Source organism: Thermococcus eurythermalis, assembly GCF_000769655.1.
In the GTDB taxonomy this organism is placed as follows: domain Archaea; phylum Methanobacteriota_B; class Thermococci; order Thermococcales; family Thermococcaceae; genus Thermococcus; species Thermococcus eurythermalis.
Genome location: NZ_CP008887.1, coordinates 1,950,923 through 1,975,718 on the forward strand (window position 1 = coordinate 1,950,923; position 24,796 = coordinate 1,975,718).

Genomic DNA, 24,796 nt, shown 5'->3' on the forward strand with positions numbered 1-24,796 from the left:
CCACACGTAACCGGATATGGGGTAGAGAAAATGAGGAGGCTCGCTCTAATCGATGGAGAGCACTATCCTCCCGTAACGCGCTGGGCACTGGAGAGACTTGGAAATGTGTGCTGTGCCGTGTTTCTCGGCGGTAGCGAGAAGATAGGCTCGCCCGAAAGGCTTGAAGAAGAGCTCGGGGTTAGGATTTACTTTGGGGGCGATCCCCTGAGAGCCATTGAGCTGGCCCTCTCCGAGAACGATATCGATGAGGTAGTCGACCTGAGCGACGAGCCGGTTGTGGACTACGAAATGAGGTTTAGGATAGCCTCGATATGCCTGCGCAGGGGAGTTGCATACAGGGGCGCGGACTTCGCGTTCACTCCCGGGGAGCTTATACGGCCAAAGAAGCCAACCATAAGCATTCTCGGCCTTGGAAAACGCGTTGGAAAGACCGCAGTGGGCGGCTTCGTTGCGAGGGTCTTGAAGGAGAAATACCGGCCCGTGGTTGTTACGATGGGCAGAGGGGGCCCGGAAGAGCCCGAGCTCATAGACGGCGAGAGGGAAGAGCTGACCCCCGAGAACCTCCTAAAACTCGCGGAGATGGGCAAGCACGCCGCTTCGGACCACTACGAGGACGCCCTCGTCGCGGGGGTAACGACCGTCGGGTGCCGTCGCTGTGGAGGGGGAATGGCGGGATTCCCGTTCTTCCACATAGTCCACGAGGGGATAAAGCTCGCCGAGGAGCTTCCCCACGATATCATCGTCGCGGAGGGCAGTGGCGCCACGATTCCTCCCGTGAGGGCAGACGGGTACATCACAGTCCTCAGCACCCTCCAGCCGAGGGAGACGGTAGAGGGCTTCTTCGGGCCCTTCCGGATTGGGCTGGCGGACATCGCCGTAATTACGATGGCGGACGTTGAGCCGAAAAAGGCCAGGGAGTTCGCTGACTTCATAGAAAAAGTCAACCCTAAGGCCGACGTCCACTTGGTCCGGTTTGTGCCGAAGCCCCTTGGGGACGTCTCAGAAAAGAGGGTCGCTCTCTTCATGACGTTAGAGAAAGCCGCTGGCGAGGCAGTTGGGGACATCGAGGGCATGGGTGCAGAGGTCGTCTTTACAAGCGGAAACCTCTCAAGGAGGCCCGCCCTCAGGAAAGACCTTGAAAGGCTCGAAGGGGAAGGAAGCGTTGATGCAGTCCTCGTTGAACTAAAGGCAGCGGCGGTTGACGTCGTAACGAAGTGGGCCCTTGGGCGGGACATTGAGGTAATCTACCTCGCCAACGAGCCCGAGAACGTGGACGGCAAGAACCTGCGTGAAGCCGTCCTGGAGCTTGCCAGGAGGGTGACGGGAAGATGATGGTCGTCATAGACCCAGAAAAGAAAATCCAGCTGCCGTTTTCGAGGGGAATCCTCACTCGCTCTATAACCCTGGCGGGCGTTGACGTCGGAACAGCCTACGTCATAGCACACGAAGTCCAGATGGAGCTTATCAGGAGGAGAAAGCGTTTTGTGAGCACGGAAGAGATAAGGGAGCTCACTTACAAGAAGCTCCTTGAGCACGGCCTTAAGAAGGAAGCCGAGCGCTACCTTTTCTGGCGCGAGTTCAAGCGCAAAAAGATTCCGCTCGTTGTCCTCCTTGGGGGCGTTACCGGCGTTGGAAAGTCCACCATAGCCACGGAGCTGGCGTTCAGGCTGTCGATAAGGACCATAATCGGGACTGACACAGTAAGGGAAGTCATGAGGAAGATAATCGCGAAGGAGCTGTTGCCCGACCTCCACGCCTCCTCCTTCATGGCGTGGCGCACGCTGAAGGGCTCAGGCGGTATAATCGAGGGTTTTGAAAACCAAGTGAGACACGTCTCGGTGGGAGTTAAGGCCGTTCTTGACAGGGCTCAGCGCGAGGGCATGAACGCCATAATCGAGGGAATCCACCTAGTGCCTGGGTTTATAGAGCCCGGAGAGAACACCTTCATGTACGTCCTGGCCGTGAGCGACAGGAAAGTCCTTGAAAGCCACTTCTACGAGCGCTCCCGCTACAGCAAGCGGCCGGCGGAGTACTACATTAAACACCTCGAGGAAATACTGTTGCTCCAGGACTACATAGTGGAGAAAGCCAGAGAGCACGGGGTGAAGGTCATAGAGAACGTTGAGCTAGAAAAGACGGTTGAGGAGATAATGGAAGACCTCATGAACCGCCTGCGCGAGGCCCTTTGAGCTTCCACACTCCAAGGAGCCTCCTGCTTCCCCAGGTCGCCTGGACTTCGAAGGCTATCACCATGCAGGGGTAGATGTCTATTACGTTGAAGCTGTTTCCGAAGGGGTTCCTGTGGAGCTCCCAGCTGACGGAACCCGCGTTTATGATTATCGTCCTTTCAACGCGAACCGCGAAGGCGTTGCCCCCGTGCCCTGTGAGGACAAGCTCCACGCCCTTCTCCGTCAGGAGCTTCAGCACGTCGCCGGCGTCCTCAAGAAAGCCGCGCTCCCTGCTCTTCGGAATCGGGACGACGTTGTGGTGCATGAAGACGACCTTGAAGTTCTCCGCGTTCTCAATTTCTTTTTCAAGTTTCTTCTGACCGAACCTGCCGACCACGCCTATCTCCGTCTCGTACTGGGGTGTTGATACTGGAATGAACGTAAACTCCCCCATGGAGACCGTTTCTGGCTCTCCAAAGTACTCGGGAAAGAGTTCATAGCCAAGATACGTCATGTCGCTGTGGCCTGGCACAATTAGTTTGGGTGCCTCAATCTTCTCCCAGAACTCGACAGCCTTCTGGAAGTTCCGCTCGATGCCCATGTCAACGAGGTCGCCGTTGTGGATAACAAGATCCGGCTTCAGATTGTCGTTTATCAAGTTCACGACGTTCTCGAGGACTTTTCTCCTGAAATAGACCCTGTCCGAGACCTTGGTCTCGCTGAGCTGGACTATCCTGAAGAGCCTCTTCCCCCTCGGAACGAAGAGCTTTGGTCTTACTGGCTTGTGTTCCGCTCTAACTTCCTCACCCGTCAGGCGCCTTATCGTGACTTCGGCCTTCCCATCGTCGTGGATTGTAACTATGTTGTAGCTGTTGACGTCTCCCCGCCTCGTCTTTCTGCAGGACGCACACCCCGCGTTCACCACGACGAGGTCTTCGACCCGGTAGACGTTGGGGACGTGTTTGTGGCCGCAGAGGTAGAGAGTCACGTCGTGCCTGAGGAGCAGGTCAAGGACGTCTCCAGCGTTGTAGAGGACGTTCCTCTCCCGCCCCGTGTTCGGGAGCGGGACGAGGTGGTGATGAGCGGCAACTATCTTTATTCTCCTGTCGGAGTACTCCTCTAGCTTTTTCTTCAGCCAGCGGAACTTGTGCTTTCCAATTCTGCCGTCGCTAAGGTCGGGTATCGTCGAGTCGACCCATATAAGAACCCCGTCCTTGAACTCGTAGACACCGTTAAGGGGCCCTATGAACTTCTCGAAAAGGTCGTAGCCCACGTTCCTGACGTCGTGGTTTCCGGGGACGACAACAAGAGGTTTTCGAATCTTTTTGAGCTCATACTCGGCCCTCTCGTACTCCTCGCGGAGCCCATTATTGGTGACGTCTCCAGTGTGGACGACGAAGTCGAAGTTCAGTCGGTTCACTTCGTTGGATATGAGGTCGTAGGCGTAGCCTTTGTAGGCGCTCTCACCGGTTATGTGGGTGTCGCTTATGTGGGCTATCCGTATCATATGCGTCACTCCGCCGCTATGGCAGTTTCGAGCTTCCGCCTGCTCGCGGTCAGAAGGTCGCTGAGGCTGAATATTCCCACAATCTTCCCGTTCTCGCTTATGAGAATGTGCTTTATCCGCTTCTTGGCCATTGTGTCAAGGACTTCCCTGAGAGGAGCGTTTGCGTCGGCGGTAATCAGCTTCTTGGTCATTATCTCCCTGACTGGTGTCGTGTTGGGCTTTCCGGGAATGACCACGCGCCGTATTATGTCGGTCTTCGTGAAGAAGCCCACGACTTCGCCGTTCTCCACTACGACGAGAGAGCCGATGTCGAACTCCATCATGACCTCACAGGCCCTCTTCACGGGGTCGTCCGGTGAAACTCCAATTAGCTTTCTCGTCATGTACACTCTAATCGGGGCGTTCTCGTCCATGGGATCACCTCAGGGAAAAGCGTTCGATTTTACCCGGTGTTATCAGGTATGCGGTTCCGTTCTGAACTCCTTTCCAGCCCGCATCGTGGTAGAGCTCCAGCGTTGAGCTGGCCACTGCAAAAACACCATCCCCCTCAAGCTCAATGAGCCTCGCGTAGTCTCTGTGTGCCTCGTTCTCCCGGTATTTCTCCACCATGTATGCCGTCAAGAAGGCCCTCCAGCTCCCGTTGGGAAGCAGGAACAGTGTGGCAGTGTTGAAGGTGCTCTTTGCCAGCGATGCCCCAATCGAGTAGTGCCTTAACAGTTCGTCCTTTTCCAGTCTCTGGAGGGCCCGGCAGAGGTACGCGGAAAATGCGTAGCTGTCCGAAACTTCCCTCAGGTCGTTTTCGTCGAAGCCAGCCAGCTCTATGACCTTATCCTTGTGCAGGTCGCCGTTGTGTAGGAACCAGAAGGAAAAGCCGCGTCTCGTCGAGAACGCAAAAGGCTGGACGTTAAAGAGGCCGAGCGAGCCCTGAGTAGATGCCCTGGCGTGGGCTAGGAGGACTACTTCCTTGGCCCCTGAAAGGAGCTTGGTGAGTCTCAGAAACCCCTCCTCATCTTCAAAAATCGGGGCTGACGAGCGGTAGTGGTGCACGGCCCCGCCCACAAGGAGGACGTAGCCCCACCCGTCGCGGTGCTGCTTCCTCCCGCTCCGCTTCATGCGGTACGGGTCGTTCTCGGCGGAACTTCTGAGCGCCTCGGCGAGAGGCCAGAGTGATTTTCCCCTGCCCGTTGCAAAGAGTATCCTGCACACGGCCTTCACCCTGAATTTTTATATCACTCAACCCCAAAAGCTTTTAGGTCGGGCCCGCTAACCCCAGAACAGGTGAAGAGATGGAGCGTGCAGTCCTCAACGTCATGTCGCGGATTGGTATGCACCGGACACTCTACGAGAAGAACGAGGAGGCCGTGAAGCAACACCTCATCGGCGAGATAATGAGCGCTCTGGGCTGGGACTGGAACAACCCGGAGGAAGTTAGACCCGAGGAGAGGACGGAGGACGGAAGGGCGGACTACGCGCTCCTGATTAACGGTGAGATTGTCGCGTTCCTTGAGGCAAAGAACCTGTCCGTGAACGTCATAAAGAGGGACGAGCCCCTGCGACAGCTCGCCCGCTACTGCTTCAGCAGGGGAGTCAGGTACGGCATCCTCACGAACGGCGCAAAGTGGGTGGTCGTCAAGGCCTTCGCCGAGGGCACTTCGCTCAGGGACAGGATCCTCTTCACGGTGGATTTGGAGGAGGAACCCCTTGAGAGGGCTATCATAAAGCTCTCTCTCCTGTCCAAGGAGAATATAAGGAAGCTGGAGCGCCTTGCGACGCTCTTGACGGCCTTTGAGATGACGTACAAAAGCCTGCTAAACGAGGGCTTTGAAGAAGAAGCCCTTCTGAACTACCTCCGGACAAGGGGTCAGCCTTCTGTAGTGCCCGCTGCCAAGCTTTCGGGCGTTGAAGTGCCGAAGGCCGTTTACGTCTACGAAGACGGCTGGAAGCCCCTCCCCCTCGGGGACAGGAGCCTAAAGGGGGCGCTCCTGGCGGTGCTCGACTATCTTGAGGGGAGGTCAAGCGGAGAAAAGCGGGAAGAGGTTAGAAAAGCCAAGAAACTGCTCTCCAAGATGGAGCTTCCGCCAGAAAAGGTCGTCATTCTCCTTAGGGAGATAGAAAAGGACGAAGGACTGAGGATAGGGGTGGAGGTTTAGACGACCTTCCACAGCTCATCGCTCTCGGGCCTCCACGCGGGCCTTTCTTCACCGTCTTCCACTAGAACCCGTTTGTCCTCCGCCAAAAACTCCCCTATGATGCTCGCGGTTATTCCTCTGGCCATCAGCTCCTCGACGACCTTCTTCGCAAGGTCCCTCGGAACGGCGGCCAGGAGAACGCCCGAGCTTATCAGCCCAAGCGGGTTTAGGTGAAGGTAGTTACAGAGAACCTTGGTCTCCTCGCGGATTGGAATCCTCTCCGCGTAGACCCTGAACCCCAGGCCGGAGGCGTCGGCCATCTCGTGGAGCCCGTTCAGTACTCCGCCCTCGGTGGGGTCGTGCATCGCGTTTGCGAACTTCCTGAGAACCCTCGCCTCCGGGAGGACGCTCAGGTACTCGATAAGGGACGATGCCCGCTCAAGGAACTCCTCTCCGAGTATTGGGGCGAGTCTCTCCCTCAGCTCTTCCGCAATTATTGAGGCCCCCTCAACGCCGGCCCACTTTGTCATCACTATCGCGTCTCCCGGCTTCGCACCGTTGGGGCTTACGAGCCTCTCCGCCTCACCGAGCATCGTCCCAACGACTATTGGCCTGTCGAGACCCGGAGTAATCTCCGTATGGCCGCCAACAACAGCAACGCCAAGCCTTTCAGCCTCATTCGAGATTTCTTCGATTATCTCATCCAGAAGCCCCTCGTCGGCGTTCTCCGGCAGGAGTATCGTCGTAAGGAACCATCTTGGCTCTGCACCCATAACGGCGACGTCATTGGCGTTAACGTGGACTGCGTAGAAGCCAATCCTCTTTGTAGCACCCGTTATCGGGTCGCTTGAGGCAACGAGAGTCCCGTCTACCCTCATCGCCGCGCCGTCTATTCCGGTGCCGGGCCCTACAATAACGCCCTTCCCCTTTGAGGGGAGCCTTGAGAGGACGAGCTTTTCAAGGAGTTCTGGCGGGAGTTTTCCGGGCTTCATACAACCACCAAAGGGAGTTGGAGGAGGAAAAGAAAAGCCTTTAGGTGTAGTAGTACTCGCCCCTCTCCTTCTGCTCCCTGTCCTTGACGGAGCCTTCCTTGTTGGCCCTCGGCCTTCCCGTCTCTGGGTCGCGCCTGAAGGTTACCCCGACCGATGCCAGGAAGCGGTTCATACCCTCACGCATGCCCATCGGCCTGCTCGCCTTACCGAACTTGCCGGGCTCGCCCTCGAATACAATCAGCCTGTCGCTCAGGTAATCAACCATCATAACGTCGTGCTCGACTATAAGCGCGGTCTTCTCGTTCTTGGCCATCAGCGAGCGGATTGCCTTCGAGACGGCCAGCCTCTGCTCGACGTCGAGATGCGCTGAGGGCTCGTCGAGGAGGTACAGGTCGGCATCGCGGAGCAGGCAGGCCACTATGGCAACGCGCTGGAGCTCACCACCTGAGAGGTCGTTGACGTTCTTGTCGTAGAGCTCCGGAATCCCGAGCGGGTTCAGGAGCTCGCTCTTGTAGAAACTGCTCATGAGCTTGCCCGCGTCAATCTTGCTGAGGAGCTCGTAAACGGTTCCATCGTAGTCGGTCTTTATGTACTGGGGTTTATAGCTCACCGTCAGCGACCAGTCTATTTCTCCCTCCGTCGGCTTCTCAACCCCCGCTAACATCTTCACAAAGGTAGTCTTACCGATTCCGTTCGGGCCGACGATTCCGACGACCTCACCGACGTAGAGCTCTCCGCCCTCTGCCTCAAGCCTGAAAGAGCCGTAGTCCTTAACGAGACTCGGATACTCGACGAGGATATCTCCCTCCTGGCTCTTGCGCTCGCTCTTCTTGCTGAAGTTTATCTCGTAGGGCCTGAACCTGACGTTCTCGTCCCTCAAATAGCCCCTGAGGAACTCGTTTATGCCGTTTCTTGTTGATTTGGGCTGGGAGAATATACCGTAGGCGCCTGGCTTACCGTAGACGACGTGAATAATGTCGCTCATGTAGTCGAGGATAGCAAGGTCGTGCTCAACGGTTAAGACGTTCTTGCCCGACTCGGCGAGCTTCCTTATGATTTTCGCAATCCTGAGCCTCTGCCTTATGTCGAGGTAGCTCGACGGCTCATCGAAGAAGTAGAACTCCACGTTCCTGAGGAGGGCCGCGGCTATGGCCACGCGCTGGAGCTCACCACCTGAGAGGTGCCTTATATCTCTATCAAGGACGTTTTCGAGCTCAAGCTCCTTAACAACCTCGTCGAACCTTCCGCTCTCGTCGGCCTTCCTGAGCAGGTCGCGGACCTTTCCCCTGACGGCCTTGGGAATCAGGTCAACGTACTGGGGCTTTACGACGGGGCGGATTTCCCTGTTCTTCAGCCTCTCGAAGTAGTTCTGGAGCTCGTTTCCGCGGAAGGCCTTGATGACGTTGTCCCAGCTGTCGTTGTCGCCGCAGAGGTTCGGCAGGAGCTGGCCGGAGAGTATCTTAACGGCCGTGGTCTTACCAGTTCCGTTCGGACCGAGGATACCGACGACCATGCCCTCCTTGACGACGGGGAGGCGGTAGAGGACGAAGCCGTTTATTCCGTAGCGGTGGACGCAACCTTCCTCAAGCTCCTCCGGGAGGTTCACGATGGTTATCGCGTTGAAGGGGCACTTATGGACACAGATTCCACAGCCGGTACAGCTAGCTTCCTGTATGACCGGCCGGTAGTTCTCCTCGTCTATGATTATCGCCTCGCCGCCCATTCGGTTGACGGGACAGACGCGCTCGCAGAGGAAGTGACCGCACTTGTCCGGGTTGCACTTGTCGTAGTCGATGACCGCTATCCTCATCTCTCACCACCGGGCTAAGCTGAGGGCGAGGATTTTAAAGGGTTGCGGGAAAGGGGAAGTGACCACAAGCGGGGGTGTTCGTTTGGCGGGCTGGCTGAGAACCATCAAAAAGTCTTTCTGGCTCGTGTTCACCCTCCTTCCGCCGGTGGTCATGCTCTTGAGGAATGAAATCGGAATCTTGAGGTCTTTGGAAAGTACGGCCGAGTACCTGTCGTTCCTCGCGGCATCGGCGATTTCATTGCTGGTGTTCTCCGTCGGGGCGGCATGGAAGGAAGGTAAAAATCCCAAGAGCACGGTAGGAGGGTTTTTGAGGACCTATGTTCTCAACCTCGTCAAGGGAGAGGTGTACACACTTCCCAGCGTGGCCTTTTTGTCCTCATGACCGCCGTCCTGGCGGCGTGGCTTCCCGACAGCTTTGAGAACGGGAACTTTGTCCTGGCCACGGGGGCAATCTTTTACCTGGCCGCCCTGGTGTTTGGTCTTTACTGGGTACACGAAAGGCCCAGAGAAAGCAGGGAGCTGGTGCCGACCAGGTATCTGGCCACTGCCCTGAGCAGGCTCTCAAGCTGGAGCGCAAAGGAGCTCTGGAGAAAGGACTGCGAGAGCATAATCGAAAACGACGGGAGCATGAACATTCTACCTCTCGCGGTGGCAATAGCGTTTCACATCGAGAAGCTGGAGAGGGTTTATATATTCAGCTCAAGGCAGAACGAGGAGAAACCAATCAAAACAATAATCAGGAACGGGAAGCCGACGGTAAACGAGGAGGAGAAAACTTTCCTCGAAAATCCGCCGGGGGGGCTGAGAGCTTTCCTTAAGGGCCTCAATCCATTCCAGAGGAAGATGGCCGTGTTCTTCGCCAAGCTCTCGCGGTGCCTTTCAGAACGTGTGAAGTTCAGGATACACTGGAGACGCGAGAAGGACAAATTCTCGGGACAAACTACTGTGGTCGGTAACGGAAAGAGAACCATTGACGTAGTTTTCGTGCCGAACGTTCCATACGAAAACATAAAGGAGGCCAGGGAGATAATATCGAACACGATGAGAAACATTCGGGGTGATGAGTGGCCGCTCGTAACGTACGACCTCACCATGGGAACCGCCACGATGAGCGTTGCCCTCGCCCTTGAGGCCGTTAAGGAGAAGGCCCAGGCGGAGTACCTGAGACAGGACGAAACGGACGGGACAAACAAGAAATATAAGAACGTCCTGACCAGGGTTGACGTGGACCCGCTCTCTCTTCTGGACATAGACGAGGTCATAAGGAGGAGAATGGAGATGAGATGAACCCCTCCTTTTTTCTTTCAGCGGAAACCCGTACCGCAAGAAATGGGCCGCTCTTTTCCGGCCCGAAAAACGTAAGTCCCATCTTCCATGTTCAGCGTGAAAAACTGACGCTGACTGCCAGAGACGGGTACAAAAACCGGAAATCAACACCCGCAACGGAGTGAACATGCGAACACCGCTGAAATGGACGGTGGTTTTTCTTTCCAGAGGGAAATTTCAGGAGAAATCCAAATATCGTAAGCCCGTCTCCCGTTGCGCTGGTGAGGATTGTTGCGCCAAGCAGGAGCGCGCTCATGAACTTCCCGCAGGGGGTTACGTCCACGACGACCTCGTGCCCCTCGGCCTTGAAGGAGCCGACCCTATCCCCGAACTCGACCGGGTTATCACTATCGGACTTCATTCCCTCCCCGCGTGGACTTTTTATGCTTGTTCCGTAAGCCTTGGAAAGCTTTCTAATTAGCTTTTTAACGGTTCGAGCTGTTCCCCAACGTCGTCGTTCCAGAGGAACTGACCTCTTCCCCGCCCTAAAGGGCGAGGCTCTCAACAATAAAGGGTAGTCGCTGGGGATTCATTGACACCGATAAAGTTTCCAAACAACAATGTTCTGCGTAAACCATATCCCCGGAAGCTCTCCGGGGCAAAAGGGAATATGTAGCGGTTCCTTATAAACTTTGCTCTCATCTGAAGGCTTTTCGTCCCTCTGCCCTTTTAGCTCGCCAAAACGCATCGAAAGAATCTCCCGGGGAGTTTAACCCGAGGAGAGCCTTTCTTCCGCGGAAATTCTCCTTCGATGGTTTCAAACCCCGCAACGGAGGCCGCTTTGAGGTTTTAATACTTCCAAACATCAAGCGCTTTACCACCAATTAAAGTCCAGATGGTCGTGGCTTTAAACGGCTAAAGACGGCTCGAATTGGTGGACTCATAATCGGGATTCTGTGAGAGTCCTCAAAATGCCTTTAGGGACAACCACAGGGCCTCAAAATTCAAAAACCTTGGAACGTTCTTTTTCAACCGGATACGGTTCTTTTAGGGATTTTTGGACGGTTCAAAGGGTTAAAATGCCCCCGTTTTCAGGAGCAAATTTTTCAGACTTCCAGACATTGAGCGCCTTACTTCCACAAAAAGTTTGCCGTTGGGGCCCCCGGTTTTTGCAGATAAACGCAAAAAGGGGAGAATGAGACTGGGGAATCATTCAAAGCGCCCGTATCCCAGGGAGGTCTTGGCACCAACGCCGTGGTGCCTTAGGGCCAGCCTCAGGAGGTTCCAGGCTATTTCCTTCATCTCCCCCGCGACGGCGAAGTGGAATGGCGTTTCTGCCCTCACCGTCAGGAAAATCACGGGGACTGGACTGTGCCAGTCACCCGGGGCCCTGTCCCCCTGGTAGTAGGGACCGTAGTGGGGGTTCATTATGTCCCAGTCGAAGATGGGCCAGTCGCCGTTCCCCTCAGGCGGCTCCGGAAAAGCGTCGAGGAATATTGCACCTCCCCTCTCTTTAATCGTTCCGAAGAGCTCGATGAGCTTTTCTGCTACCTCCCTTGGGTTACCATCCGTTCCGAAAACATCGAGGAACTCTTCAAGCTCCCTTGATGGGGCCACCTCCAGCGTCTCGGGAAACTTTTTGAAGTTTCCCTCCGCGAGGAGCCTCTGAACCTGACCCGCTCGCCGGTAGAAGTCTCCATCGAATCCCTCAGTACCCTCAAGCATTTCTGCCATCATCTCCACCGCCCACGTCCTCGTTACGCCCTTCAGCGCCGAGCCCGGGATGTACGGAACCCCGTAGTTCCTGAGCAGTCTTATGCTAGTCTCGTAAACGCTCTCGTCACCGAGGCCAACGACGAGCCTTGACTTTAATGTGAACCTACCGGTCTTTGCTCCGACGCTCGTCAATAATTCCTGATAACGGGTGAAGTACCCCCGGTAAAGTCTCACTGCCGTTGACGGCACCCGGATTTCCCCGAGGAGCATCTTGAGTACGTTCCCGCTCACCTTTAACCTACCCGGGTTGCAGGTCCCCACGTCCCCCTTCTCGCTCGAAAAGGGCGCGAACTTGTCGAGGAGTAGCGAGATGTTCTGTACTTTCTCAAAGTTCACAGGCTCCGCTGTTGGATTGGAGACCCCCAGGGCGTCCTGTGTGTCCCTTGGAACGTAGTAACACGCTCTTCTCGTGTTTTTCTTCCACCCTTTGGGTCCCCTGCTTTCCCTTCTCCCTCCGAAGTTGCGCCCTCCACCGCGGCGGTCCTTTCTCATACTCAATCACCGCTCGTCTCGTCTTCCTTTAGCATCGCGTCGGCGAAGCGCCTGAGCCAGTTTAGGAGGGCTATCGTCTCCTCCGTCAGGAGGATTGCCTCAAGGGCGTTTTTCTCGGCGTAGGTTTTCAGCGGGTCGTTTCCATCGGTCAAACCCATCTCGCTGAGCCACTCGGCTATGTGCTTGTAGAGGTAGGAGTAGGCCAGCCTGTCGGCTGAGAATTCTCCACTGGCCTCCATCTTTTTCTTAATCTCGTCGGGCAACCTCGTAAACGGCACGCGCCCGTTCGCGGGTTCCTCCTCGCCCGGCCCGGTTATCTCGGCCTCTGCCTTTATCTTGGACTGGTAAAAAGCGAGCGCCTGCCCCAGGCCGTTGGTGAGGATTAAGACCGGCGCGCTCTTGACGTAGGAGCGGTATTTACTCCCAACCTCGGGGCCTTTCTCATTACCTTTACTGTCTTTTATTGAGAGCGTTGCGACCTCAAGGACCCTCTCGTAGGCGAACCTCGCGCGCCTCTGCTCCATCGTCACGACGTCCATGCCCTCACCTCCTGACGACTACCCTGACGAAGCCCTTCCCAACGGTCTCGTCGCCACCGATTTGGAGGTACTTCACCGAAGTCAGGAAGTTTCCAAGCTTGTCCTTTACCTCACTGGCCGTCCTCAGGCCCCCGACCCCGGTAACCCTCGGGTTTCCAGCGGCTATCACCGCGTAGAGGAGAGTGTCTCTGGGAAGGAACTCCTCATACCAGAGGCCACCCCGGCGAACGGTTCCCGTGGACTGGTCTATCGCAACCCTCGCCACAATCTCGGTGGCGAGCTTCACAAATGCCGTGAAAACGTCGTCGTGAACGATGACGAGGCGCTCCTCAAGGTCGATGCCCTCAGGGAGGAGCTTTTTGAGCTCGCTGGCGATTGCAGTGAGGTCTTGTCCCTTGGCCTCCAGCGCAACCTCCTCGAGAACGACCTTTCCGCTCAGCTCCACGGCCGAGTTTTCGGAAACTATGGCCTCGTTTTCCTTTGGCTCAGGGACGCTGAAGTTGACCTCCTTGCCAGCCAGCTCCATATCCTCTTTGAAGCGCTTGAGCACGAGCGGGCACGTGACGTAGGCGAAGACGCCCTTCGCGCTCCTCACCGGGAAGAGGAGAACCTTGGCGTCGCCAACGGCTATCGCTCCCGCGTGCTCGTGGGCCTTCTCCCCAGGCTCGGGGCCGAAGATTGCCTTGATTACTTCCTCCAGTTCGCCGGTCTCTTTGAAGGCGCTCCTCAATACTCCCTTCAGGCTCTGGCCCCATATCACGGGAAAGCCCGTGTGGCGCTCCCTCTGAATCGGCAGGTCTATGACGCTGACCTCCGCTCCACTCCCGGCGTGGACGGGGGTAACGGCGTATATCCCGAGAACCAACCTTTCTGAATACATCAGCAAACCACCCCCTGGTTTCTATACGTGAGGGCATCAACGCAGAGTTGAGACGCGAGTCCTTTATCCCTGTACGAGAACACGAAAACCTTCTCGGCCCTTCCACCCTTAACCCTGATGGTATCCTCAAGCTTTACGGAGACGGTGTTAAACTCGAAACCGGAGTGAGCTATGAAGTTGCGAACCTTGATGTTTCTGTTTACTGAGTTTCCACCAGAAGTGAAGTTCTGATTTCTCACCCTGTAAAGCTCGCCGAGTACGATTCCTTTCTTCCCCACCAGACTCTTTGGAATCCTTCCCCTCTTCTTGCCCAGCTCAGCTATTGCCCATCCCTGAAGGTTTTTCAGCTCGCACAGCTGGTCTTCCACGACAATCCCTATCCTCGGCATCTTCGCGAATAACTTCGAACTTATGTCAAACAGCTCGTCAAGGGTGACCTCTTTCTTTGGATACCCATTGAAAACCGTCCCAAAGACCCTCAGCATGTAGTAGAGCTTCACAGCCGTTCTGAAGTCCCTGCTTAGGGCTTTTCTGCGGAAGATGTGGGCCTTTCTTTCTCCTGCAGGGTCGGGCTTTATGCACACCTCGATGGCGTCAAGGAAGTCCTGATATCCTTTTTCCACGTACGCCCCAACGTCCTTCGTGGAGGGGTAGAACGTCGCAAAGGCCAGGGGGAAGCCGTTAGTCACGGAGCTTATGAAGGCGCTCCACTCCGGCCTATCTGAGACGGTCGAGTACAGCGGTCTGGGCCTCAGCTCCAGTGCCTCCACGAGCTTCATGTTGAGGACGGAGAGCTCTTTAATCTTCTCCTTCCACTCCCGTTGACCCTGGGGGAACGGCTCCGAGTTCACCACGTACAGCCTCGCGGTGTAGAGGTACGCCAGTACGCCTAGCAGGGCCTTGAGTGCCCTGTATGTCAGCACGGGCATGAAGTTTACGCCGTGGGTGAGGTCAAGGATTACCTCTGTGTCCCCTACGGGAAGCCTTTCGGCGAGAACCTTCAGGACGACGGAATAAAAGTCCAGGACGTCCCCCTCAACGCTGACGTTGTCGAACTCCCCGACACCGGGCAGAACCACTACCTCCACGTCATCGAGCAGGGCGCGGTCTTCTTCATCGAGGTGGGGCTTTATCCTGTTCTCTATGAACCACTTAACCCGCTCCTGAACGTCCTCAACGACCCCTTCGTAGGAGCCAACCTCCTTGGGCTTCACGTCGTTTCTCAGGGTGAGGTTGGTGAGGGTGTCGAGGACGAGCACGATGGCCCTATGGGGTCGCAGGGCCTTCATCAGGACGGGCAAAGTGCTGACGTTCTTCAGCTCGACGCTCCGGCAGTCCTTAATCCCGAGTGATTCGCAGTCAAGCCTATACCATATGGGTTCCCACTGGAAGGGGTTCCCCCATGTGGCGATTAAGACCCTCTTCATCCCAGCACCCCCGTGAAGGCCAAGCCGTAACCGGCCCATGTCATCTCCCCAACGGACATCTTCCCGGGGAGTGAGAGGCTCTCCTTGACCCTGAACCAGAACACAGTTCCAGCGGGAAGGGCGTATTTCAGGGGCTTGGGCTTCCTCTCGACCATGTCCCAGCCCGTAACCTTGAGCCTCCTGCCAGTGAAGAGCTTGAGGAACTCCACGTTTCCGAGCTTTTTAATAAGGGTCGTCTTGATGTCCTCGAACTTCCCAACGACCGGCGTCGCGAGGTAAACCCTGACGGTTCCGCCGGCTGGGACTTCAAGCGCTTCTGGGATGGGGAGCTCACCATCTTTGAACTCAAAGCGGGCGAAGCGAGATTCACCGCCAAGCTTTAGGACGCCCTCCTCCCCAAGAACCGCTTTCAGCTTCTCCTCATCGGACTCGGATAAGTACACAGCTATGCGAACCCCCTTGTCAGATTTTTCATCGAGCCTTAGGAACTCAGTCCTGTAGAACATTCCCACAACTGTTGTTTTAAGCCCGTTGAGTGCTATACCAACGCGCTCTTCCTTCAGGTAGGGTCTGAGGAGGTCAAGGTCCTCCAGCGCGGGCTCTCCCCTTAGGTAGCCCATGAGGAATTCCTTCCCGACGAAGCCTTCAAGCGGGGAGAAGCGGAGGGTTCTCTTCCCCTGGACAGAGGCGTGAACTGCGGGTTCCTCTTTTTTAAGGGGCCAGTAAGGCTTGAGCTCACCTATGCCGAGTTCGGTCTCAACGATGTCCATAGGCATTTTGAAGAGGGGGGAGGAGCCATCGTGGAAGAAAACTCCCTCTATCGAGAAGCCTGGCCTCCACTCACCGTTGGAGGGCTTTTTCTTGACTCCATTCCCGACCTCCAGGTTGAGAAGGTCGTATGCTCTCCTCGCGAAGAGGGCACCCATAATCGCCCCGGCCAGGGTGTGGGGGAGCGGCTCAACGCTCCTCCCGACGTGGGCCTGACCGGCCGTGAAGTCCCTGCTCTCCCTGAAAAAAAGGACGTCGTGCGGGCGGATTTCAATCATGCCCCCACCCCCGCTTCGAGGAGTATCTTGAGGAGCGTCGCAGCGCCGTGAACCTGTTTTTTGAAGACAACCCCTGCCAGTTCACTACTGAGACGTTTTGAGAGCTCATCAAACCACGCCTCCCCATGGGGCTCTTCCCCATCAATCAGTTCCTCTGCAAGGGCCTTAATATCCTCCCACCTGAACCTCCCGGGTTTCTCCGGGTCGCTGACGATTACCTCCTTTATCTCCTCATTGAACTCTTCCAGCCGGGACTCGTCGGGGCCGTTTTCCATCCCCCTCAGGTCTTCCTTCGTTAGGAAGGCCCTCACGTTCCTAACCAACCACAGGAAGTTTGCGAGGGCCTCAATGAGCCCCTCCCTCTCTTTCTTCTTGTCGTAGTTGGAGTGCCGGAGGAACTCGTACTTCAGAAGGTTCAGCACGGCCCGGGGTTCGTTGGGCCACGTGACGGTGTCGAGCTCGTAAATCAGCTTCCTGCTGATTTTTTCCCTCTTAAACTCGCGGAGGAGTGAGGAGTAATACCCTCCTTTGAAGAGCTCCCAGTTAACGGCCACGCGGTAAAAGGCGCCACTGTGCTTCCTGTAACCAATGGCAAGGCCGTTCCTCCCGCTCTCCTTTGCAAGGTGCTCTAAGCCGTTAACGCCGGGAACGGCAGTGTATAAAGGCTCTTTGTAGTAGGTTATAAGAATTCCTCCACTCATACTCCTCGTCTCGCCCTGTAACGGTTCGTAACCGACCCAATCCTCGGTAAACTCGCCCTGAACCTCATAAGCCAGCCCAAAGGCCTCGTCCGTCGAGCTAAGCGCCAGGACATCGTCTCCACCGGCGTAGAGGAGCTCGGCATCGTGGGTTTCCGAGACGGCGGAGACATGCTTGACGGCAAACTCGCTCAGAGAGCGCGTTATGGTCGTATGGATAACGGGAGTTGCCGGCCTGTTCGCCCCAATCGTTGACTCCCGGGCAAAATACTCCCCAACGTCCTTCACGGCCTTCGAACCGCTCAGAACCTTGCCCATGTTGTCACCATCCATCTTGAGGATTGCGTAGTACTTGGGCGGTTCGCCGATGAAGGTGACGAGTTCCTTCAGGGCCCGGGCGATTGCCGAGACGTCTATATCTTTGAGTTTGTCCACGTTAACGCCGTAAACCTTCGCGAGGGCTTCCTTGTCCGTCAGGCTTTCGACGTAGAAGACCTCAGCGTTGGGAGCCAGCCTCTCGAAAAGTAGCCTCAATGCCTCGGAGAGCTCCCGCAGTTTGTCCGTGAACTCCTTCGCCTTGTCCCCGGTGAACGTTGGCTTTCGGAACTCGTCGCGCCACTCGGGGAAGACATCGAGGGCCAGGTACAGAAAGACATCGTACCACGTAACGGGCTTTTCATTGGCCTTGAGTTCCCCGTTCTCGAAGCGTTTCAGTGCCTCGGCGGTGGGTCTCCTCAGCGCCACCTCACTCACCGAGCGGAAGCGCTTGAGCTCTTTCTTCTTGCCTTCGGCCATCGCTTTTATCTCACTCGCGTCCTTCCCCACCATTGGGTAGTTCTTAACCCAGAGAACGTAGAACCTCGGGTAGAAGCGCTTCGTCAGGCAGAGGGGACATAGGCGCTCCTTCTCCTTAATGTCGTAGATTTTCCTCGCCCACAGCCTTTCCCTGAGGTCGTTCCATTTCTCCGTTACATGCTTGTATTTTACATATTCAACCCTGCCATCTTTTTCATATTTATCATTACCCCCAATCGCGAGGTTCTCGCCGCAGAGAGTGCAGCGGAAGCCGCCAGGCTGTTCGGACCTGTCGTGTCTGACCGATGAGAAGTCGGTATACTGGTCGAGGAGGGTGAAGAGTTCTGGGTAGTGGTGAACCTCGCTCTCGAAGTTGTCTGGGAGCGTCTCCAGATAGGCCTTTAGGGACTCCTCGATGATGCCGTCCAGCTTCGTCAGCGGAACGGTTTCGACCGTTATCGAGAAATACTTCCTCACCGTCAGGTCGTATACGTCCTTCTTTTCGAAGAACTCGCCCATCCCGTAGAATTCCCAGGCCGCGCGGAAGAGCTTCTCAAGGAAACCCCTGATGGAGTCTTCTATCTTCTCCCCAAGGGATTCGACGTCCTCATCGGCCGGAACGATGGCTAAAACTTTGTTGGGCATGTTGGCAATCTGGAGCTCTCTTTCGTCGAGTTCTTTGCCGAGCTCGTGCTCGAAGAAGGGCTGGTCGCGCAGGTGGGGTATGACGAGCGCGTGCGGTCCGAAGGAGCGCCACAGCTCCGAGATGGCCAGATACGTGAGGAGGCTGAGGATATGACTCCCGGCCCACAGGTCCCTCTCGGTTCTGGCGTTGGCTATGAACCCCTGAACCGGCGAGAGCTTGAAGCGGAGAAGCCTGGCGTTCCCGTCCCTGAGCCGGGCGTAGACGTCGAGCCTGCTCAACCAGTCGTGGTCCGGAACGTAAGGGTCGGCCGGGAAGTGAACCAGTTCCCCTGCGATATCCCTGGCGTTTTCAAACCCCTCTCCTTCAAGGGCTTTTTGGTATTCCTCCTCCAGTTTCTCCGGCAGGTCGTTCCAGAGCCTTGCGAACTTCTCCATGGAATCGGCGCTTTCTATTTTCCTTGCGATGCTCTCTTCAGCTTTTCTCAGGGTTTCAATGAAATGCCTCCTTTCCTCCTCGGAGGCATTGAACCAGAAATTACTGAGTTTTTCGAGGGGCTTTTCAACGGCGCTTATCGGGTGCTTGAGGACGAACTTTTCAAGCCCCGGCCTCTCCGTTACGGGGTAGCTTGACAGATGCCTCCACTTTTCAGGGAGCTCGTACTCCCCGAGCAGGGACGCGAGAATCCTTGACGGAGCCACTTCAAGGAGGGCCTGAGCGTAGGAGTTCCACAGAATCATCAGAGCTCCACCTCCCGACCTGGGAATTCGTTAAAGAAGCGCTCAACGTCGCGGTAACCAGGCTGAGGAATTCCTCTGGCCCGTATATCCCTTTTGATTCTGACCTTCAGATTCTCTCCCTCTGGTAGGAACCTGTGCTTCAAGTAGACAACCATCGGGCGGTGCTTTCCGTCAGAACCTCTCACGACCTTGAACCTGATGGGGGACGCTCTCCTTTCGTGAACCTCCCCTTCTATCATAAGCCCCTTCACGCCCAGGGAAAAGAAATTGTACTGGTGGGGGAGGCCAAAGGCCGAGTAAGGGAGTTCGACATCTGAACTGCCCCGGTAAGCCCTTTTAACGTCGTCATACTGCTCGGTGACCCAATAGGAGATTAATTTGCCTTTTACAAACCTCTCATGCTTCGGCCCACTGTGTCGGAACTTGTGGAACTTCCTGTCTATGTCTGAGAGGACGCTAAACCTACCGTAAGGGGTAGTGTATAACATCGAGCCGAGTTTCACCCTAAAGAACTTCGGGTGGAGTGCCGGGAACTCTGGAAGCTCAACGTTAGGTGTTCTGTTAAGGCCATATCCGAGGTAACCACCAATGACATCAAGGGCAGACTTGTAAACGTTCTGGAGGTACGATGAAGTTACGTACTCTCCGAGGAGCTGGATGCTCCCCATTCCACGGGTCGTTCTGGCCCCCAGACCGCCGAAGGCAAAGGCAACCTCCGAAACTTCCCTCGCTATTTCAAGGTATCTACGTTCGTGGGAGAGAAGTTCAACTTTGGCTGTTCCGACGAGCCCTTTCCCAGAGAGGCCGAAGCTTAAATACCTTGCTCCAAGTTCCCTAACGTCAACCTTCTTCTCCTCCCTGAAGGAGACCCTGACCAAAACCTTGGACTTTCTACCGGTGCTCCCGAAGAGTTCAGATTCCCTGTCTTTTATCATGGAGATAGCTTCGTTCTCATCAACGTTGCCCAAGAGAACAGCGTGTGCGAGGGCCCTGAACCACCATCTCAGGACACCCTTGACGCTTGCGGAGCGGAATTCGGCTTTTCCTTGGTCGGCACCCCTCATGAAGAGGGGGGTAACGGTCTCCAGCTCAAACACGGCCTCGTACATCTCAACACCTCACAGGACGTTTTCAAACCTGTCGGGAGGAGCACCGATATGGAAGCTGTGTACGACCTTATCACTGGGCAGTGAGTAAAAGACGACCGAGTCCTCGGACTCGTCTATTATTGAATCCAACCTCCTCAGAAGCTCCCCAAGCTCCTCGTCGGCCAGGTAACCCTCGAAGACGCTCCTCTGGCGCCACTGAAGATAACGCCTAAGGAGCCTGTGCACCTTGACGACCCTTTTTTCGTTCACGTCGTAAACAAGGATATAATACCTCATTTCCACCACGGCCTGAAGGCCCGGTATTTCGACCTCCCAAGGAGGTGCCTCTTAAGACGCCTCGCCTCGTAGTCCATCATAAAACGGTAGCTCATGCTCCTCTTCCAGGAGCTTCCGCTTTCCCTCCCTCGACAGGTACACGGCTTTCCCCTTTTTCGTGAAGTCGGACTTCTTCATCTTCTTTTCAGTGACCAGGGCCTTGACAGTCGTGAAGACGTAGAGGGGCTTGAAAACGTCAGCAAGGTCAAGTGGGAGGGAGTGCCTCCTTTCGCTGACCGAGTGGAGGTAGCCTATGGAAGGGTCCAGGCCGGCCTTTACGGCCGATGAGAAGGCCAGGCCATAGACGACCGCGTTGGCGTAGCTTATCATCGCGTTTACCTCGTCCTCCGGAGGTCTTCTAGTCCGCTTGAAGTCCTCGACGCCAATCGCCTCCCCGAAGTAGCGGTAGAAGTGCGTCCACAGCTCGGCCTCCCTGCCCATAAGTTCCTCAACGCTCCCCCCTGAAACCTCGACGGAGTTGAGCTTAACGGGGTTAACGCCCCACCTTGAGAGGACGAATGCCATCGTGTTCTGCATGCCCTTTACGATTTCCTCCGCTATGTAGAGCCTCTTCTCACCGTCGAGGTAGTGCTCAGCCTGGGCGAGGTGGAGCTTTCCCCTCGGCGAGGCGTCGTTTACGAATGACCCCTTGTAGTCGCTCTTTGTGGTGTAGAAGTGAACAGGAACCCCGGCCTCGCTCAGGATGTCAATGGCACCGCTCGTGAGGGAGACCCTTGCGAGGCAGTGTATCTCGTTGATCTGCCCCAGCGGAAGAACCCTCTTTACTAGTTCACCGGAGAAGACAAGGGCGTTGTTTTCTCTTCTTAGTTCACCATGCTGGGTTATAAAGAGCGGGTACTTCATGTGCCGAAGCACCAGAACCATTTTGGTCAGTTTGAATATATAAACTTTTCCACGTTTGGAGGCTGTACAGTTTACCCACTATTGGGAACTTGGCTGGACAACAATGCTCCGGGCAAACTTGACATTTGGTCTGACTGCAAACCCCGGTTTCCAAACAACAATGTTCTGTGTAAACCATACCTTCAATTGCCCTATTTGTCCAGAATAAATACGTAAGGACTCCTTAAAAACTTTGCTCTCACGAGAGGGCTTTTCGGTTCTCCACCTTTGTTTTAGTTTGCTGTCCACGTTCAAGACTGCTTTCCATGAAAAACAGGTGTTAAGCACTTTTGCGGGTTATAACAGTACCACGCTGTCCCCCAATCGGGTCTTGAAGGTTTCTTACAGGTTTTAACATCATCTTAGGTTGGGCGCTTTACCACGATTCAAAGTCTGGAAGTAAAAGGCCTTTTGGGGCAAAACAACGCTTTGCTGTGGATATCCCTAATCGGGATCTCCTAAAACTCGTCCAAAACTCCTGAAGAGCCACGAAAATCTTTAAAAATCTGAAAACCTACAAAACACGTTTATTCGCAAATTGCGGGCTTTCAATGGAGTAAAATCCAAATTTTGCCCATCAGACATCTTTTTGAATTCCAACAAATTTTTTAAACTGCTCGACGTTGAGCGCTTTACTTTCAGTAAAAGTCAAGCCAGTAAAGACTCTAACGGTTTAAATTGGCGTAATGAGAGCGTATCCCCAATCGGGATCGCCTTAGATTTCTTTTCTCTCATCATCGTAATCCACAGCCAAAAGGCTTATTAATTTGACTTCACTCCACTATGTGTATGCGGCTCATGCTGACCTTCCGTCCGACGGGGGACGCTCCGAGGGATTCCGTGACGAAGCACACCGTCCAGGGCCTCATATACTCCCACCTCTGGGGCACCGAGTACTGGAAGAGGCACGATGAAGCGCGGTTCAAGTTCTTCACGTTCTCGGACATCTTCCCGCCGGGCGACTTCAGGGCGGGTGAGGAAAAGTCGGTTCTCATCAGCTCCCCGGACGGGAACTTCATCGAAGTCCTCCACGATAGGCTCAGCGGGAAGGAAAGCCTCTACCTCGGCGGGCTCAAGGTCGAGCTTGTGAGAATAAAAAAGTTCTCCCTCAGGCCCAGGGGAAACTTCGTAACGGGTTCTCCCGTCGTCGTCCGCTCGATGAACCCCGATGTCAGGGGCTTCTTCACGTTCTACCACGAGAAGAGCCCCGACTACTTCATATCCCGCATCACGGAGAACGCCCTCAAGAAATACCGCGTCTTTACCGGCGAGGAGTTCGAGCTGGACGGGCCTATCTTCGACAGAATGGTTCCAAGGGTTCGAAAGAACGGGAGGGTGGACGTTTACACCCGTGTTAGGATGCACGGCGCGAGCTTTCTAATCCCCGGAAGCGCGTGGAGACTGCTCCAGAAGAGGATTACTCCAGACAACCGCGACTTCTACGCGTTCTTAATGGACGCCGGCCTTGGCGAGCTCAACTCCCTCGGCTTCGGCTTCTTAACCCCCTAAAGGAGGTGCCGAAATGGTCTCAAAAAGGCTCAAGAACGCAGTAGGGTTCGTGCTCCTTGGCACGGCGAGCCTGACCTTTCTCGAGTGGGCGGACCAGTTTAACGACTTCACATTTGCACTCGCGATAGCTTACGTCCTTCTCGCCTTTGCATGGATGGACTTCGCAAAGCTCGTCATCTACGTTTTCCTCGCCTTCGGCGCTATAGCGGGCTTTTTCCTAGGCAACCTAAAAGCCCTCTTTTACGCCACCCCCGTCGGACTCGCGTACCTCCTCTTTGGGGTTCTCATGGACTCCAACCGCGAGAAGCTCGCCACGGCCGTCTTCGTCCTCTCAATACCCCTCCTCATAATCAACTCCAAGTTCTTCCCGCAGGCCAGCATCGTTTCCTGGGGGTTGATAGGTCTCATGGCAGGTGTAATAGAGAATGCGGTCATCGAGGAGATGGCCGAGGGGGACGTCTTCATAATCTCGCTCTACTTCATGGCACTTGGCCCCTTCGCCTTCATCCCGCTGGCGTTCCAGTTCATAACGGGCCTGAGCTTCTATGAGAGGGACAGGGGCTACCCCGTTGGGCCCGCGATGTTCATCATCGCCGTCCCGGTTTTCATGCTCATATACCATCTCCTTTCGAACAACGCCCTCCCCGAGTGGCTCTTCTATGGCTACTACCACGGGGTCACCAACGAGAGGCTGGCAATCCTAGGCGCTCTGGGCGGGACTTTTGGGATCCCATACCTCATGGCGGATTACAGCAAGCACTCCTCTCCCAGCGGAGAGCCCGATGATTTCAAGATAACCCTTGCCGGCGGAACGATGGGAGCGGTTGCGGGTTTAATAGCCGGGCTTCTGGCACTCGTAGCCGTCGCGGCTATCGGGGTGTACCTCGATGACATGGGCTACCACAACATCTCAACCATCGTTGTCCTTTTGGCGCTGGTTGCCGCGTTCTTTGCAGGGATGGCAGCGTTCGCGTTCACATCTCAGCTCCACTACGAGGGCAAGAGCTCGGTGGACTGGCACCTCTGGTTCTGGGGAATCTCAATAGTCGCAATAGTACTCTCACTCTACCTGCTCCCCAAGGCATGGAAGGCTTTCCCCGAGGCCCACCATCTGGCCCTTTTCACCGGCTTGCTCGCCCTTGTTATGTTCTATCTCTCCATAGAGAAGGCGGGCGGGCCTTACTCCCTCGTGGACAGGCTCTGGCAGGCAACTTTGTATTCCTCTGCCTTCTTGGCTGGAGTGTGGGCGGGCCTTGGGGCGATATGGATACTCCACTAGCAATAAATAACGCTCCCCTTGGTTTTGTTTTCAACTTTTAAGACTCTAAACGTGTTAATCCCGTCATTCAGGCCCGAAAAATTTATAAACTCCAGACCCTTCTGTTCCAAATTGGATTGCTTCACTCTTCTGCGCGGTGGTTGTGGTGTATGCAGTGGATTTTGATTACTACGTCCTTGAGTTAGAAGGCGTGGACGGGCCCATCAGGATTGAAGTCGAGTTCGGCCCCAGAAGCTTCGAGTTCGTCATCGCCGAAGGCTACGACCGCTACCACTACAAACCCATCGACCTGACCCCCGAGAACGTCTTCCTCTTCACCTACCTCCTCTCCAAGTACATCGAGCGGGCCCTCAGCGAGGAAGAGATAAGGGCCCTGCTCCGGTAATCTTTCTTTTTTGCCCCATTTGGGGCGCGCATAGGAGGTGATGTTGTGAAGGCCTGCAAGCGTTATGAAGTCCGGTTGAGGAGCACTTACGAGACGATTTCCGGGAGCATCGCGAGGACGACGGTTGAACAGACCCTCACGCTTCTCGAAGACCACGCCCGCTTCAACGGGCCGCTTGATGTGCTCCTTCCCTACACTGAAAAGAACGGGCGCGAGCTCCTTGAGTTCATCAAAGTTCTCGTTGAGAAGGCGAAGCTCTACGCGGAGGCCGAGCGCCTCCGCTAACCTTTCATTTTTTGCTCCGTGAGTTTGCATTGGGTTCACTACAGGGCCAACATTTGCCAGCATCCTTATCCAAACGCTTTTTAGTCCCTTCCTCCAAGCCACC

At 55.5% G+C, this 24,796-nt stretch carries 24 protein-coding genes; 9 read left to right on the forward strand and 15 right to left on the reverse strand.

Annotated elements, in window-relative coordinates; all coding sequences use genetic code 11:
* Nucleotides 1-30: 30 nt before the first annotated feature.
* Nucleotides 31-1,332, forward strand: a complete 1,302-nt coding sequence (locus tag TEU_RS10455) for a 2,3-diphosphoglycerate synthetase (protein ID WP_050003727.1) — start codon at nt 31-33, stop codon at nt 1,330-1,332.
* Nucleotides 1,329-2,189 carry a 2-phosphoglycerate kinase gene (locus TEU_RS10460; RefSeq protein ID WP_050003728.1) on the forward strand — a complete coding sequence of 287 codons (861 nt, stop codon included), beginning with the start codon at nt 1,329-1,331 and terminating at the stop codon, nt 2,187-2,189. The genes TEU_RS10455 and TEU_RS10460 overlap by 4 nt, the downstream gene beginning before the upstream one ends.
* Here TEU_RS10460 and TEU_RS10465 read toward each other — a convergent pair.
* The 3 genes from TEU_RS10465 to TEU_RS10475 are packed head-to-tail and all read right to left on the reverse strand — an operon-like array spanning nt 2,161 to nt 4,890.
* Nucleotides 2,161-3,675: a metallophosphoesterase family protein gene (locus tag TEU_RS10465; protein ID WP_174412700.1), complete on the reverse strand. Its 1,515-nt coding sequence runs from the start codon at nt 3,673-3,675 to the stop codon at nt 2,161-2,163. The two genes, TEU_RS10460 and TEU_RS10465, sit on opposite strands and share 29 nt — an antisense overlap.
* A gap of 5 nt (nt 3,676-3,680) precedes the next feature.
* Nucleotides 3,681-4,088, reverse strand: a complete 408-nt coding sequence (locus TEU_RS10470; protein ID WP_050003729.1) for a CBS domain-containing protein — start codon at nt 4,086-4,088, stop codon at nt 3,681-3,683.
* Between the two features lie 4 nt (nt 4,089-4,092).
* Nucleotides 4,093-4,890 carry a class II glutamine amidotransferase gene (locus TEU_RS10475; protein WP_320407202.1) on the reverse strand — a complete coding sequence of 266 codons (798 nt, stop codon included), beginning with the start codon at nt 4,888-4,890 and terminating at the stop codon, nt 4,093-4,095.
* A gap of 71 nt (nt 4,891-4,961) precedes the next feature.
* Between TEU_RS10475 and TEU_RS10480 the strand changes: the two genes are divergently transcribed.
* On the forward strand, nt 4,962-5,825 hold the full coding sequence (locus TEU_RS10480; protein ID WP_050003731.1) for a type I restriction endonuclease: 864 nt from the start codon (nt 4,962-4,964) through the stop codon (nt 5,823-5,825).
* Here the strand turns inward: TEU_RS10480 and TEU_RS10485 are convergent.
* Both TEU_RS10485 and TEU_RS10490 read right to left on the reverse strand, forming a co-directional pair.
* Nucleotides 5,822-6,796 (reverse strand): AIR synthase family protein, encoded by a 975-nt coding sequence (locus TEU_RS10485; RefSeq protein WP_050003732.1) that lies wholly within the window; start codon nt 6,794-6,796, stop codon nt 5,822-5,824. The genes TEU_RS10480 and TEU_RS10485 overlap by 4 nt on opposite strands.
* Before the next feature lie 40 nt (nt 6,797-6,836).
* Nucleotides 6,837-8,606, reverse strand: coding sequence for a ribosome biogenesis/translation initiation ATPase RLI (locus TEU_RS10490; RefSeq protein ID WP_050003733.1), 1,770 nt, complete (start codon nt 8,604-8,606; stop codon nt 6,837-6,839).
* 82 nt (nt 8,607-8,688) lie between these two features.
* Between TEU_RS10490 and TEU_RS10495 the strand changes: the two genes are divergently transcribed.
* Both TEU_RS10495 and TEU_RS10500 read left to right on the forward strand, forming a co-directional pair.
* Nucleotides 8,689-8,988: a hypothetical protein gene (locus TEU_RS10495; protein WP_050003734.1), complete on the forward strand. Its 300-nt coding sequence runs from the start codon at nt 8,689-8,691 to the stop codon at nt 8,986-8,988.
* Nucleotides 8,985-9,893 (forward strand): hypothetical protein, encoded by a 909-nt coding sequence (locus TEU_RS10500; RefSeq protein ID WP_050003735.1) that lies wholly within the window; start codon nt 8,985-8,987, stop codon nt 9,891-9,893. The genes TEU_RS10495 and TEU_RS10500 overlap by 4 nt, the downstream gene beginning before the upstream one ends.
* Nucleotides 9,894-9,984: 91 nt before the next feature.
* Here TEU_RS10500 and TEU_RS10505 read toward each other — a convergent pair whose 3' ends face one another.
* From TEU_RS10505 to cas1, 10 genes are all read right to left on the reverse strand, one after another.
* Nucleotides 9,985-10,293, reverse strand: coding sequence for a hypothetical protein (locus tag TEU_RS10505; RefSeq protein WP_050003736.1), 309 nt, complete (start codon nt 10,291-10,293; stop codon nt 9,985-9,987).
* 788 nt (nt 10,294-11,081) lie between these two features.
* A complete protein-coding gene (gene cmr6 / locus TEU_RS10510) occupies nt 11,082-12,140 on the reverse strand; it encodes a type III-B CRISPR module RAMP protein Cmr6 (protein WP_050003737.1) in 1,059 nt (352 codons plus the stop codon).
* Between the two features lie 2 nt (nt 12,141-12,142).
* Complete coding sequence (gene cmr5 / locus TEU_RS10515; protein ID WP_050003738.1) at nt 12,143-12,679, reverse strand: type III-B CRISPR module-associated protein Cmr5; 537 nt, start codon at nt 12,677-12,679, stop codon at nt 12,143-12,145.
* Nucleotides 12,680-12,683: 4 nt separating this feature from the next.
* A complete protein-coding gene (cmr4, locus tag TEU_RS10520) occupies nt 12,684-13,559 on the reverse strand; it encodes a type III-B CRISPR module RAMP protein Cmr4 (RefSeq protein WP_050003739.1) in 876 nt (291 codons plus the stop codon).
* Nucleotides 13,559-14,986, reverse strand: a complete 1,428-nt coding sequence (csx1, locus tag TEU_RS10525) for a CRISPR-associated CARF protein Csx1 (RefSeq protein WP_050003740.1) — start codon at nt 14,984-14,986, stop codon at nt 13,559-13,561. Before csx1 ends, cmr4 begins: the two co-directional genes overlap by 1 nt.
* On the reverse strand, nt 14,983-16,032 hold the full coding sequence (gene cmr3, locus TEU_RS10530; protein WP_050003741.1) for a type III-B CRISPR module-associated protein Cmr3: 1,050 nt from the start codon (nt 16,030-16,032) through the stop codon (nt 14,983-14,985). The genes csx1 and cmr3 overlap by 4 nt, the downstream gene beginning before the upstream one ends.
* On the reverse strand, nt 16,029-18,908 hold the full coding sequence (cas10, locus tag TEU_RS10535) for a type III-B CRISPR-associated protein Cas10/Cmr2 (RefSeq protein WP_050003742.1): 2,880 nt from the start codon (nt 18,906-18,908) through the stop codon (nt 16,029-16,031). Before cas10 ends, cmr3 begins: the two co-directional genes overlap by 4 nt.
* Nucleotides 18,908-20,017: a type III-B CRISPR module RAMP protein Cmr1 gene (gene cmr1, locus TEU_RS10540; protein WP_050003743.1), complete on the reverse strand. Its 1,110-nt coding sequence runs from the start codon at nt 20,015-20,017 to the stop codon at nt 18,908-18,910. The genes cas10 and cmr1 overlap by 1 nt, the downstream gene beginning before the upstream one ends.
* A gap of 9 nt (nt 20,018-20,026) precedes the next feature.
* The gene (cas2, locus tag TEU_RS10545; RefSeq protein WP_050003744.1) at nt 20,027-20,293 is read right to left on the reverse strand and encodes a CRISPR-associated endonuclease Cas2; all 267 of its coding nucleotides are present in this window, start codon (nt 20,291-20,293) and stop codon (nt 20,027-20,029) included.
* A 51-nt stretch (nt 20,294-20,344) separates the two neighbouring features.
* Nucleotides 20,345-21,217, reverse strand: coding sequence for a CRISPR-associated endonuclease Cas1 (cas1, locus tag TEU_RS10550; RefSeq protein ID WP_227738719.1), 873 nt, complete (start codon nt 21,215-21,217; stop codon nt 20,345-20,347).
* Between the two features lie 807 nt (nt 21,218-22,024).
* Between cas1 and cas6 the strand changes: the two genes are divergently transcribed.
* From cas6 to TEU_RS10570, 4 genes are all read left to right on the forward strand, one after another.
* Nucleotides 22,025-22,744 carry a CRISPR-associated endoribonuclease Cas6 gene (gene cas6 / locus TEU_RS10555; RefSeq protein WP_050003745.1) on the forward strand — a complete coding sequence of 240 codons (720 nt, stop codon included), beginning with the start codon at nt 22,025-22,027 and terminating at the stop codon, nt 22,742-22,744.
* A 13-nt stretch (nt 22,745-22,757) separates the two neighbouring features.
* Nucleotides 22,758-24,023, forward strand: coding sequence for a hypothetical protein (locus TEU_RS10560; protein ID WP_050003746.1), 1,266 nt, complete (start codon nt 22,758-22,760; stop codon nt 24,021-24,023).
* A gap of 145 nt (nt 24,024-24,168) precedes the next feature.
* Nucleotides 24,169-24,408, forward strand: a complete 240-nt coding sequence (locus TEU_RS10565; RefSeq protein WP_050003747.1) for a hypothetical protein — start codon at nt 24,169-24,171, stop codon at nt 24,406-24,408.
* 45 nt (nt 24,409-24,453) lie between these two features.
* The gene (locus tag TEU_RS10570) at nt 24,454-24,693 is read left to right on the forward strand and encodes a hypothetical protein (RefSeq protein ID WP_050003748.1); all 240 of its coding nucleotides are present in this window, start codon (nt 24,454-24,456) and stop codon (nt 24,691-24,693) included.
* Nucleotides 24,694-24,796: the final 103 nt, after the last annotated feature.